Here is a 13,579-nt window from a genome sequence, read left to right as displayed (position 1 = left end):
TCTCTTAAAACCACGCAGGATGATGCCGCAACGATAGCACAGAGGCCGATTTTCCAGCGAGGGAGCACCTCCCCGGCGATCCGGTAATAGGCCGAATCGCCGTGCTTAAACCTGCTCCAGCATCAGCCCCGAGATACGTTTGACCTTACGCCGCACCGCGTCTTCAAACACACCCTGGCGTGGCTCAATCAAACTAAAGCAGGTCTTGGCCCGGGTGATACCGGTGTAGATCAACTCCTTGGTCAAAACCGGGTTCAGGGCGTCTGGAAGCACCAGCGCGGTGTGGGTGAACTCCGAGCCCTGGGACTTGTGCACGGTCATGGCGAACACGGTTTCGACTTCATTGAGCCGGCTCGGCAAGACGAAACGCACGCCGCCGTGCCCGTCGTTGCGGGCAAAAGCCACGCGCAGTACCTGTTGCCCCTCATGCTGCTCATCGGGCAGGCGCAGGGCGATGCCGATATCACCGTTCATCAAACCCAGGCTGTAGTCGTTGCGGGTCATCAGTACCGGGCGGCCTTCATACCAGGGCTGCTCACTGTCGATCAGCCCCGCCGCGCCGAGCACCCGGCTGACCCGCTGGTTCAGGCCTTCGACACCCCAGGCCCCCTTGCGCACGGCACACAGCAACTGAAAGGTCTCGAAGCCCTGCAACACCTGCATGGCCCAGGTTTCCCAGCGTGGATCATCCACCGGCGTACCAGGTTGCGGGCGCTGCTGGCGAAGGGTCTGCAGGTAGCTGCGATAACCCTGGGGGCCATCATTGCCACGGCCCAGGCCTTCGAGCAGCAAGCGATCGAAGTTGCGGTCCTGCTCACCGCGCAGGGTCAGGGCAAACACATCGTCCTGTTTCTGGTTGAGCAGGGCCCGGGCCTGATCGGCCTCCTGGCGGTTGACCAGGCGTGCCAGCTGGCCAATGCCGCTGCCTTCGCCAAAGCGCCGCGAGTAGCGCAGCATCACCACTTGCTGCGCCAGCGGATACTGCCCGGCGCTGCCCGGCAGCAGTTCGCTGCCCGCCAGGGTTTCACCACTGACCTGCTCCAGCCAGGCCTGGGTCTCGGGGCTGTAGCGCCCGGCCTCGGCATCGCGGCACAGGTCACCGAGTACCGCGCCGGCTTCCACCGAAGCAAGCTGGTCCTTGTCGCCCAGCAGCACCAGGCGCGCATGGGGCGGCAAGGCGCCAAGCAGGTTGGCCATCATCTCCAGGTCGATCATCGAGGCTTCGTCGACCACCAGCACATCCAGCGGCAGCGGGTTGCCGGCATGGTGCCGGAAATGCCGTGAGCCCGGGCGGCTGCCGAGCAGACGGTGAACAGTGGAGACGTCGGTGGGAATGTTGTCTCGGACCTCGGCAGCCACCGCCAGGCGCTCGACCTGCTGGCCGATGGACTCGGTCAGACGCGCGGCGGCCTTGCCGGTGGGTGCCGCCAGGCGAATGCGCAGCGGTCGCCCCGCCTCCACCGCAGGCGCCTGCAACAGGGCCAGCAAACGCACCACCGTGGTGGTTTTACCGGTACCCGGGCCGCCGGTAATGATGCTGAAGGCGCTGCGGGTGGCCAGGGCACAGGCCAGCTTTTGCCAGTCCACCTGAGCGCCAGGAACGCCACCCTCGAACAGTTGCGCCAGCCGCGCCGAGAGGTCCGCCGGGGTTGGCTCGACCTGCTGCAGGCGCTCGCGCAAGGCGTTGTCGATACGCCGCTCGTAGGCCCAGTAACGGCGCAGGTACAGGCGCTGGCCATTGAGCACCAGCGGGCGGGCGCTGTCTTCGCTGTTGCTGCCATGGGCCACCAACCGGCTGCGGCCCAGTTGCTGCAGCCAGGTGTCGAGGGTCAGGCGCTCGAGCAGTTGCGAGGGCAACAGCAATGGCCCGGCCAGGGCGTCCCCCTCCGGCGGCAGCGACAGGGCAAAATCCGGCTCGGCCAAAGTTTCACCCAGGTCGAGGCAGACATGCCCGTGGCCCAGCTGATGACTGGCCAGGGCCGCCGCCAGCAGCACCAAGGGCTCGCCGCCAGGGTCGCGCTCACCGAGGAAACTCACAAAGGCCCGGTCCAGGGCACGCAACCAGCCACGCTCGACCCAGCGATCAAGCAAGGCCAGCAGGTCTGCGCCCTTGCTCAGCGGCTGCAGTGCCGCCAGGTGGCCGGCATCCAGCGGCGTCGGCAACAGGTCGTCGAGGCTACGGCTCATGGGGCGTCTCCGAAAAACAGGTCGTGTTGCTGCGGGGCGCTGACGCCGCGGAACAGCGCATCGAGCTGCTCGATCAGCTCACGCGGTGGCTTGACGAAATACAGGCCGCGAGAAGCCGAATCGACGCCACGCAGGAAGATGAACAGTGCCCCGCCGACATGCAGGTCGTAGTCATAACCCGGCAGCCGCGCGCGCAACTGGCGATGCAGGGCCAGCAGGTAGAGCACGTATTGCAGGTCATAGCGGTGGCTGAGGATCGCGCCTTCCATGGCCAGTTCGCTGTAGGCCAGGTCATCAGGCCCCAGCCAGTTGGATTTGTAGTCCGCCACGTAATAACGGCCGTCGTGTTCGAAGGCCAGGTCGATAAAACCCTTGAACATGCCATTGAGCAGCGCCGGTTGCGCAGCCAGGCGCGCGACGCCCTGATGGGTGTATTCGCACACCAGCTGGTCGAGCCGGCCGACATCGACCTTGTGGCTGGCGAACCAGAACTCCATTTCGATCTGGTACTGGCTTAGCTGGCTCAAGGACAACGGTGAGCTATCAGGTGCCAGGGCCATGGGCTGTGCGAGCAGTTGCTGCAACCACTGGCTGAGGGTCGGGATCCAGCCGGTCCAGTCGCGGCGGTTGCAGCGCTGGCCGACGGTGCGGGTCAATTGCTCGGGGTCGGCGCTGACCTGGGCGAACCCTTCGTGCCCGGCCCACTCAAGCAAGCCGTGGAGGAAGGTGCCGGGGTTCGGCCCGCGCGGGAAGCGGTGGATGTCGCCACTACCGGGCATCACTTCACGCAGCTGCTGCGCGTCAGGCCGCTCGTCATCGAGCAGTTGTTGCGCCTGAGAGCTGTCGGCTGCCAGGGTCATGGCCTCTTCGCCGATGCGCAAAGCACTGTAGGAGGCGATCCACCAGTTCTCCGCAGCCCGGCGTTTGGGCTGGCGTGCAGGCAGCAGTTCGGCCTGGTTGCGCGGGGCGCTGTAGGCCTGTTCATCCGGCGCTGGCAACTCGATGCTGGCGATGGCCGGGCAGCCGGACTGCAAGGCCTGCAGCCAATCACCCAGTTGGGTCGAAGCCGCCAGGGGCGTGCCGCCACCCAACAGGTAACCCAGGGCCGAGCGATGCAGGGTCGAGGCCTTGCCGGTGCCACGCTTGAGGTCGGCAACACCGAGCCAGCAAGCATGCTGGGCGCGGGTCAAGGCCACGTACAGCAGGCGCAGGTCTTCGGCCAGGCGCTCGTCGTCAGCCAGGGCGATCTGTTCGGCATCAGGGGTCAGGGTCAGGTGCGCCTGGCCTTCGCCGTCGTGCCAGGCCAGGGGCAAGCGCGAGCCATCGACCGGCTTGCTGGTGCAGATGAAGGGCAGGAACACCAGGGGGTATTCCAGGCCTTTGGATTTGTGGATGGTTACCACCTTGACCAGTTGTTCGTCGCTTTCCAGGCGCAGGATCTGCTCTTCGCCAGCCTGACCCGAGCTGGCCAGGTGCTCGCCCAGGTGGCGAATCAACGCCTGCTCGCCATCCAGCTCGGTGGCCGCCTGTTGCAGCAGTTCGGCAAGGTGCAGCAGGTTGGTCAGCACCCGCTCGCCATCACTGCGGGCCATCAACACTTGAGGCAAGTCGAAATCGTGCAGCAGGCGCCGCAGCATCGGCAGCACACCCTGGCTACGCCAGATCAGCCGGTACTGGCGAAACTGCATGACCCAGCGCTCCCATACCCGCTCATCCTGGTTCAATTGCGCCAGGGCGCTGAGCGGCAGGTTGAGGGTGATGCTGGCAAGTGCCGCCTTGAGCAGGCGCTCGGCATCCGGCTCGGCGCAGGCCTTGAGCCAGGCCAGCAAGTCATGGGCCTCCTGGGCGGCGAATACCGAATCCTTGTCGGAGAGGTACACACTGCGCACATCGCGAGCCGCCAGTTCGCCGCGAATCAGCTGCGCCTCACGGCCATCGCGCACCAGGATGGCGATATCCGAAGGCAGGCAGCCACGCAGCGACTGATCGGCTTGCATGAAACCGCTGCGCCCCTGCTGTCCGCCATTGAGCAAGGCGACGATCTGGCTGGCACAGCTGGCAGCCTGCTGCTGCCGGTAAACGGCGCCGGAAACCGGTTCTTCACTGCTCAGTTGCCAGAGGTTGAGTGCTGGCACCGGCACGCCATCGACCTGCAATTGCTCGCTGCGGCCCTTGGCCTTGACCTCGAGAAACGGCACCGGGTTGTCATTGCCGTCACGGAACAAGAAGGCGCCACGGCCCGACTCACGCACTTCAGCCTGCATGAACACATGGTTGACCGCCGTGACCATGGCCTGGCTGGAGCGGTAGTTGGTATCCAGGCTGTGCAGGCGCCCGGCCGTGGCCCGGCGTGCCCCCAGGTAAGTGAAGATGTCGGCGCCGCGGAAGGCATAGATCGCCTGCTTGGGGTCGCCGATCAGGAACAGGCCGGTGTCGCGGACGTTCTCTTCAATCCGGTAGATGCGCTGGAAGATCCGGTACTGCACCGGGTCGGTGTCCTGGAATTCGTCGATCAGCGCCACCGGGAACTGCTCGCGAATCAGCCCGGCCAGGCGCTCGCCGGCGTCACCGTGCAGCGCATGGTCGAGGCGCAGGAGCATGTCGTCGAAGCCCATTTCGGCGCGGCGGCGCTTTTCCTGCTCGAAGCGGGCGCCAACCCAGGCCGCAGCGTGCTCAAGCAGACAGGCATCAGGCGTGGGCAGGCCCTGAAGCTGGTCGCGCAGCGCCTCCATTGCCTGCAATGCCGGGTGCGCTGGCGGTTCGCCCTTCCAGGCTTCGGCCATGCCGGCGCGGGTAAAGCGGCTGAAGCCGGTGCCCAGGTCCAGCTCCAGTGCCTGGTGGTCTTCGGCCCAGGCCTTGAGCTTCTCGCACCAGGGCTCGAAATAGCGTGCCTGCATCTTGCGCCCATCGACCTGCTTGGCGGCCAGGCCGTCCCGGCAGATCTGCAGCAACTCGTCGGACCATTGCGCCCAGGGTGCCTTGAGCGTTTGCAGCAACTCGGTACGCTGTTGCAGCACCGCCTCGATCAGGGCCTGGGGCTCTTCTTCGTCGCTCTCGATGCGCTGGCGGCCGAACAGCGCGCGCACCCGTGGCAACAATGCTTCGGGGCTGACCCAATGGGCCCGCACCCAGGCCAGCGCATCGCCCTGCATGCTGTAGCAGAAGCGCCGCCAGTAGTCGCGCATGACCTGGCCGAGCAGGTCGCTGTGGTCGGTTTCCAGAGTCTGGGTAAACAGGCTGCCGCTGTCGAAGGCGTGCTCGCGCAGCATGCGTTGGCACCAGCTGTGGATGGTCGACACCGCAGCTTCGTCCATCCATTGCGCGGCCACGTCCAGGCGATTGGCGCAGGCGGCCCACAGCGACGGCTCATAGTCATCGCGCAGTTGCTCAAGCAAAGGGTCGGCTTCACTCAACTCGCCACGGAAATAGCGCGCAGCTTCTGCCAGGCGAGTACGAATGCGTTCGCGCAACTCCTTGGTGGCGGCGTCGGTAAAGGTCACGACAAGAATCTGCGGCGGCAACAGCTCGCGGCCAAAGCCCTGCTCGCCGCCATGGCCGAGCACCAGGCGCAGGTATAGCGCCGAGATAGTGAAAGTCTTGCCGGTACCGGCGCTGGCTTCGATAAGCTGGCTGCCGTGCAGGGGAAAGGTCAGGGCCAGGGGGGCAGGGGCAACTCCAAGGCTCATCGAGCACTCTCCTCTTTGCCCAGCGTCTGCCAGGGCGCTTCGAACATGGGGCGGTACAGGGCCTCGCACCAGCCTTCGAATTCTTCACTGGCACTGAGTGCAGCAAAATCGCTGAACTGCCGGGCCAGCGCGGTGCTTTCGCTGCGCTCGCCAAAGCTGTTCTGGCCATCGCCGTCGTAGGCCTTGGCCGCTGCGGCCAGGGCTTTGTCGGCATCGCTCTGGGCTAGCCAGGCAAAGGCCGTTTTCACCGCCACCGGCAGCGGTGCGTTCATGCCCGTTTGCCGGGCCAGTAACAGGTCGCCCAGCAGTTCAGCGGCACGGGCTTGTTCGAGCGGCGCCAACAATAGCGTAACGTCGGTGGCGACCACGGCGCTGTGCAGCTTCAGGTCCACCGCACAGGCGGCCAGGTGCATGACCCAGGTTGGCGTCAGCCGGTGCCACTTGAGGGTGCGGCCACTGCTGATGCCATTGGGCAAGGTGGTGATGCTTAGCAAGGACTCGTCTTCGCGCTGGTAGACCCGGCCCAACCAGCCTTCAAGCTTGAGCTGGCGATACTCGAAGCGGATCGGCACGGCGTTATCCACAGGCAACGGCCACTGCTGCAGCAGCTGTTGATAACGCTGCAGCAGGTCGGGCAACGGCTCGATCAGTTCGGCCTGCAGGCATTCACCAAAACCTGCCAACGGCAGCAGCCCGTAGCCCTGCAGGCGCCTGGCCTGGGTGGTCAACGCCCGCTCGCTGTCTTGCGGGTCGGCCAGGGCTGCTGCCAGCAGGCTTTCACTCAGGCTGTAGCGCTGCAGGGCATCGAGCACGAATGGCTCTTCATCGGCCAAGGGCGCTTCCACCGACTCGAAGAACACCTTCAAACGCTGGCTGAAGAAGTGTCGTACCGGATGGCGGAGGAAGTCTTGCAGCAAGGTCAGGGTCAGCGGTTCATCGCTGCTGTAAGCCGGCAGCTCATCCTCAGGCTTGAGCTGTTGTTCGCCAGGCAGATGCAGGGAGCGCCACTCACGGGCATAGCTGAACAGGTTGCTGCCCTTGTGAAAGTAGCGGGCGCTGAACGGCTGCAACGGATGCTCCACGGTCAGCGCATGCAACAACTGCTCACCGGCGTTGAGCTTGCCGCCCACCTCGGCACCGGCCAGGCGCCAACCCGCCGCCAGATGATCACGCAACTGGCCGATCAGCACCGAGGCCGGGCGTTCGCTGTTGTCGCGAATGCTGCGCCCGACCCAACTGACGTACAACTGATCACGGGCCGACAGCAGCGCCTCGAGCAACAGGTAGCGATCGTCCTCGCGCCGCGAGCGATCACCTGGACGGTAGTCACTGCCCATCAGGTCGAAGTCCAGCGGCGGCTGTGCGCGTGGATAGTCGCCATCGTTCATACCCAGCAGACAGACCACCTTGAACGGGATCGCGCGCATGGGCATCAAGGTGCAGAAGTTCACCGAACCTGCGAGAAAGCGCTGGGACAGCCGACCCTGGTCGAGCCCGGCCAACCAGGCTTCACGGACCACCGTGAGCGGCAGCAAGTCTTGCAGGCCGACCGACTCACAGGTCTGCAACCAGGTTTCGCGCAGGGTCTGCAGTTGCACCAGCAGGTAGTCGTCATGCTCGGTTTCGGCGAGGAAGAACACTTGCAGCAAGGCATGCAGGCGCTCGCCCCACTCGGCAGCCGTCGCCGACTGGGAGAGCTGCTCGTGGGCAATTTCCAGGGCATCGAGCAGGGCCACCAACGGGCCGATCAAGGCGGCATCCAGGCCGCCAATCTCATCGAACGGCTCGATCCCGTCGCAGCCTTCGCCGACACCGACGGCGTAACCCAGCAGCATGCGTCGCAAGCCGAATCGCCAGCTGTTCTGTTCAAGGTCCGCCGGCAAACCGAGACCGGCGCGTTGCTCGGCGTTCAGCCCCCAGCGAATGCCCGCGCCTTCGATCCAACGGTGCAAGGTCGGCAGGTCGCTTTCCTTGATCGCGAAGCGCGCGCGCAAGGCCGGCACATCGAGCAGATCGAGGATCTCGCTGACGGCGAAACGGCTGTCGGGCAACTTCAGCAGGTGCTCCAGGGCGATCAGCAACGGGTCGCGGCCACGCTGGCCCTGGTCGGTCAGGGTGAAGGGGATGAAACGCGGGTCGTTGCGGTCGAGCTGGCCGAACACGGCGCGGATGTGCGGCGCGTAGGTGTTGATGTCCGGGAGCATGACGATGATGTCGCGGGGGCGCAGCGCCGGATCGGCGCTGAAGCGGGCGAGCAACTGGTCGTGGAGGATTTCCACTTCACGTTGCGGGCTGTGGCCGATATGAAAACGCACCGAGCGATCTTTGCCGGGGTCGACGTCAGGCCACAGCCCGCGGGTTTCGGCCAGCGGGCGCAACTCGAGAATGTCGTCCTGCAACTGGTTGAGCAGGGTCTTGGGCTCGCTTTCGCTGAACAGGTCGATACGCCCGTCGCTGAAGGCTGCGCGGTAACTGCCAGGGTCGTCGTAGCTGTCGAGCAGGTTGATGTAGTCGCGGCCCTGCTTGCCCCAGGCAGCCAGCAAGGGGTGGGCGTGCTGGTGCAGGGTTTCGGCGTCGATCAGGCTGGGCATGCCCTGCTTGCGTTGCTGGCGCTTGTACTGATGGCGCAACAGGTCCTTGTCGGCGACGATGTCGGCCCAATGGTGACGGCAGGGGTTGTGCACGCAGAGCAGCACCTGGCTGAAACGCGCCAGGCCGGCGAGGGCTTCCAGCGCCTGGGCAGGCAACGACGAAATACCAAAAACGATAACCCGGGACGGCAGGCCAGCGGGCGCCTGCTCCAGGCTGTTGATCCGTTCGATGAAGCGCTGGTGCACACCGGCGCGGCTCTGGGCCATGCCCTCTTCGCCGACATCCAGCAACAAGGCGCGCCACAGCTCGGCCTGCCAGCAGTTGGCGGGCGGCAGCGGCTTGGATTCGCCACGGGCGGTATTGAGCACATGACGGCCAGCGGCCCAGTCCTTGAGCCAGTCGGCGCGATACACCTGGTACTGGTCGAACAGGTCGGCCAGGCGCTCGGCCAGCTGGTAGCGCTTGCGCAGGTCGCTGTCGTCGGTGAGAAAGCGCTGCAAGGGCTCGAAGTGCGGCTTGTCGATGACCTCTGGTAGCAGGCGCATCAAGCGCCAGGTCAGCGGCGCCTTGTCGAGCAGCGACACCTCGGGGATTTCTTCGCGGCCCAGCACCTTGCGGTACAGCTGCCACATGAAACTGCCGGGCAGCTGCACCTCGACCGCCGCAGCGATGCCGCAGCCGCCCTGGTCGTCATCCTCAGGATCTTCGGCCAGGGCCAGCTTCAACCACTGGGCGATGCCGTTGCTCTGCACCAGGGCGATTTCGTTTTCCAACGGTGCCAGCGGGTAACGCCGCATCCAGCTCACCACCAGGCTGCGCAGTTCATCCAGGCGGTTGCCGTGAACCACCATGAAACCTGGTAGGAGTGGGTTTGTGTGCGGCATTGGGCATCCTTGAGGCTGTGCGGGCAGAGGGAAACCTTATCATGCTCGGCGAGCCTGACTGTGTTGTGCAACAGCCAGAAAGACAAAACCCCTACCTGCATGCGCAGATAGGGGTTTCGGAATTTAATCTTGACGATGACCTACTCTCACATGGGGAAACCCCACACTACCATCGGCGATGCATCGTTTCACTGCTGAGTTCGGGATGGGATCAGGTGGTTCCAATGCTCTATGGTCGTCAAGAAATTCTGTTGCCAGAAGGTCTTGTTAGACACTCCAGCGAATCGGGTATGTGATGTTTGTGAGTTACAAATCTTCGGCTGTGCAGTCTTCACAACACCGCAATCTGGCTTTCGCTCAAATTGCTTGGGTGTTATATGGTCAAGCCTCACGGGCAATTAGTATTGGTTAGCTCAACGCCTCACAGCGCTTACACACCCAACCTATCAACGTCGTAGTCTTCGACGGCCCTTCAGGGAGCTCAAGGCTCCAGTGAGATCTCATCTTGAGGCAAGTTTCCCGCTTAGATGCTTTCAGCGGTTATCTCTTCCGAACATAGCTACCCGGCAATGCCACTGGCGTGACAACCGGAACACCAGAGGTTCGTCCACTCCGGTCCTCTCGTACTAGGAGCAGCCCCTCTCAAATCTCAAACGTCCACGGCAGATAGGGACCGAACTGTCTCACGACGTTCTAAACCCAGCTCGCGTACCACTTTAAATGGCGAACAGCCATACCCTTGGGACCGGCTTCAGCCCCAGGATGTGATGAGCCGACATCGAGGTGCCAAACACCGCCGTCGATATGAACTCTTGGGCGGTATCAGCCTGTTATCCCCGGAGTACCTTTTATCCGTTGAGCGATGGCCCTTCCATACAGAACCACCGGATCACTAAGACCTACTTTCGTACCTGCTCGACGTGTCTGTCTCGCAGTCAAGCGCGCTTTTGCCTTTATACTCTACGACCGATTTCCGACCGGTCTGAGCGCACCTTCGTACTCCTCCGTTACTCTTTAGGAGGAGACCGCCCCAGTCAAACTACCCACCATACACTGTCCTCGATCCGGATAACGGACCTGAGTTAGAACCTCAAAGTTGCCAGGGTGGTATTTCAAGGATGGCTCCACGCGAACTGGCGTCCACGCTTCAAAGCCTCCCACCTATCCTACACAAGCAAATTCAAAGTCCAGTGCAAAGCTATAGTAAAGGTTCACGGGGTCTTTCCGTCTAGCCGCGGATACACTGCATCTTCACAGCGATTTCAATTTCACTGAGTCTCGGGTGGAGACAGCGCCGCCATCGTTACGCCATTCGTGCAGGTCGGAACTTACCCGACAAGGAATTTCGCTACCTTAGGACCGTTATAGTTACGGCCGCCGTTTACCGGGGCTTCGATCAAGAGCTTCGCGTTAGCTAACCCCATCAATTAACCTTCCGGCACCGGGCAGGCGTCACACCCTATACGTCCACTTTCGTGTTTGCAGAGTGCTGTGTTTTTAATAAACAGTCGCAGCGGCCTGGTATCTTCGACCGGCATGGGCTTACGGAGCAAGTCCTTCACCCTCACCGGCGCACCTTCTCCCGAAGTTACGGTGCCATTTTGCCTAGTTCCTTCACCCGAGTTCTCTCAAGCGCCTTGGTATTCTCTACCCAACCACCTGTGTCGGTTTGGGGTACGGTTCCTGGTTATCTGAAGCTTAGAAGCTTTTCTTGGAAGCATGGCATCAACCACTTCGTCGCCTAATGGCAACTCGTCATCAGCTCTCGGCCTTAAGATCCCGGATTTACCTAAGATCTCAGCCTACCACCTTAAACTTGGACAACCAACGCCAAGCTGGCCTAGCCTTCTCCGTCCCTCCATCGCAATAACCAGAAGTACAGGAATATTAACCTGTTTTCCATCGACTACGCTTTTCAGCCTCGCCTTAGGGACCGACTAACCCTGCGTCGATTAACGTTGCGCAGGAAACCTTGGTCTTTCGGCGTGGGAGTTTTTCACTCCCATTGTCGTTACTCATGTCAGCATTCGCACTTCTGATACCTCCAGCAAGCTTCTCAACTCACCTTCACAGGCTTACAGAACGCTCCTCTACCGCATCACCTAAGTGATACCCGTAGCTTCGGTGTATGGTTTGAGCCCCGTTACATCTTCCGCGCAGGCCGACTCGACTAGTGAGCTATTACGCTTTCTTTAAAGGGTGGCTGCTTCTAAGCCAACCTCCTAGCTGTCTAAGCCTTCCCACATCGTTTCCCACTTAACCATAACTTTGGGACCTTAGCTGACGGTCTGGGTTGTTTCCCTTTTCACGACGGACGTTAGCACCCGCCGTGTGTCTCCCATGCTCGGCACTTGTAGGTATTCGGAGTTTGCATCGGTTTGGTAAGTCGGGATGACCCCCTAGCCGAAACAGTGCTCTACCCCCTACAGTGATACATGAGGCGCTACCTAAATAGCTTTCGAGGAGAACCAGCTATCTCCGAGCTTGATTAGCCTTTCACTCCGATCCACAGGTCATCCGCTAACTTTTCAACGGTAGTCGGTTCGGTCCTCCAGTCAGTGTTACCTAACCTTCAACCTGCCCATGGATAGATCGCCCGGTTTCGGGTCTATACCCAGCGACTAAACGCCCTATTAAGACTCGCTTTCGCTACGCCTCCCCTATTCGGTTAAGCTCGCCACTGAATATAAGTCGCTGACCCATTATACAAAAGGTACGCAGTCACCTAACAAAGTAGGCTCCCACTGCTTGTACGCATACGGTTTCAGGATCTATTTCACTCCCCTCTCCGGGGTTCTTTTCGCCTTTCCCTCACGGTACTGGTTCACTATCGGTCAGTCAGTAGTATTTAGCCTTGGAGGATGGTCCCCCCATATTCAGACAAAGTTTCTCGTGCTCCGTCCTACTCGATTTCATGACTAAGAGATTTTCGCGTACAGGGCTATCACCCACTATGGCCGCACTTTCCAGAGCGTTCCGCTAATCTCAAAGCCACTTAAGGGCTAGTCCCCGTTCGCTCGCCACTACTAAGGGAATCTCGGTTGATTTCTTTTCCTCAGGGTACTTAGATGTTTCAGTTCCCCTGGTTCGCCTCTTGCACCTATGTATTCAGTACAAGATACTCAGCTTATGCTGAGTGGGTTCCCCCATTCAGAGATCTCCGGATCAAAGTCTGTTTGCCGACTCCCCGAAGCTTATCGCAGGCTACCACGTCTTTCATCGCCTCTGACTGCCAAGGCATCCACCGTATGCGCTTCTTCACTTGACCATATAACCCCAAGCAATCTGGTTATACTGTGAAGACAACATTCGCCGAAAACTTGTAATTACTCACAAATTTTACCTTAGCCTGAACACACACCAGTGAAAGTGCTGTCCAGTCTATCTTTCTATCACATACCCAAATTTTTAAAGAACGATTCTGAAAAAGTTCAGAAATCAATATTCGAGGCGAATATTCATTTCTAAGCTTTGACACGGTAGCAAGGGGTGGTGGAGCCAAGCGGGATCGAACCGCTGACCTCCTGCGTGCAAGGCAGGCGCTCTCCCAGCTGAGCTATGGCCCCAACAAGAAACTGGTGGGTCTGGGCAGATTCGAACTGCCGACCTCACCCTTATCAGGGGTGCGCTCTAACCAACTGAGCTACAGACCCAGTTAAGAGCTGTTACCGATATCGTCTTCTTCAATGAATCAAGCAATTCGTGTGGGAGCTCATAAGACAGCTGATGTCTGTCGATTAAGGAGGTGATCCAGCCGCAGGTTCCCCTACGGCTACCTTGTTACGACTTCACCCCAGTCATGAATCACACCGTGGTAACCGTCCTCCCGAAGGTTAGACTAGCTACTTCTGGTGCAACCCACTCCCATGGTGTGACGGGCGGTGTGTACAAGGCCCGGGAACGTATTCACCGCGACATTCTGATTCGCGATTACTAGCGATTCCGACTTCACGCAGTCGAGTTGCAGACTGCGATCCGGACTACGATCGGTTTTGTGAGATTAGCTCCACCTCGCGGCTTGGCAACCCTCTGTACCGACCATTGTAGCACGTGTGTAGCCCAGGCCGTAAGGGCCATGATGACTTGACGTCATCCCCACCTTCCTCCGGTTTGTCACCGGCAGTCTCCTTAGAGTGCCCACCATAACGTGCTGGTAACTAAGGACAAGGGTTGCGCTCGTTACGGGACTTAACCCAACATCTCACGACACGAGCTGACGACAGCCATGCA

The 13,579-nt window shown here is 61.1% G+C and carries 3 protein-coding genes, 2 tRNA genes and 3 rRNA genes; all 8 read right to left on the bottom strand.

Annotated elements, in window-relative coordinates:
- Positions 1 to 105: 105 nt before the first annotated feature.
- Complete coding sequence (gene recD, locus BLR26_RS25315) at positions 106 to 2,187, bottom strand: exodeoxyribonuclease V subunit alpha (protein WP_093387780.1); 2,082 nt, start codon at positions 2,185 to 2,187, stop codon at positions 106 to 108.
- Positions 2,184 to 5,873 carry an exodeoxyribonuclease V subunit beta gene (gene recB / locus BLR26_RS25310; RefSeq protein ID WP_093387777.1) on the bottom strand — a complete coding sequence of 1,230 codons (3,690 nt, stop codon included), beginning with the start codon at positions 5,871 to 5,873 and terminating at the stop codon, positions 2,184 to 2,186. Before recB ends, recD begins: the two co-directional genes overlap by 4 nt.
- Positions 5,870 to 9,349, bottom strand: a complete 3,480-nt coding sequence (recC, locus tag BLR26_RS25305) for an exodeoxyribonuclease V subunit gamma (protein ID WP_093387774.1) — start codon at positions 9,347 to 9,349, stop codon at positions 5,870 to 5,872. The genes recB and recC overlap by 4 nt, the downstream gene beginning before the upstream one ends.
- A 127-nt stretch (positions 9,350 to 9,476) precedes the next feature.
- A 5S ribosomal RNA gene (rrf, locus tag BLR26_RS25300) occupies positions 9,477 to 9,592 on the bottom strand.
- Between the two features lie 134 nt (positions 9,593 to 9,726).
- Positions 9,727 to 12,617, bottom strand: a 23S ribosomal RNA gene (locus BLR26_RS25295).
- 222 nt (positions 12,618 to 12,839) lie between these two features.
- Positions 12,840 to 12,915: transfer RNA gene (locus BLR26_RS25290), tRNA-Ala, on the bottom strand.
- Between the two features lie 10 nt (positions 12,916 to 12,925).
- Positions 12,926 to 13,002, bottom strand: a tRNA-Ile gene (locus tag BLR26_RS25285).
- 85 nt (positions 13,003 to 13,087) lie between these two features.
- A 16S ribosomal RNA gene (locus BLR26_RS25280) occupies positions 13,088 to 13,579 on the bottom strand; the annotation flags it as partial.

The sequence above is a fragment of the Pseudomonas sp. UC 17F4 genome (assembly GCF_900101695.1).
Classification (GTDB): Bacteria; Pseudomonadota; Gammaproteobacteria; order Pseudomonadales; family Pseudomonadaceae; genus Aquipseudomonas.
This window is presented reverse-complemented; position numbering and strand designations above follow the sequence as displayed.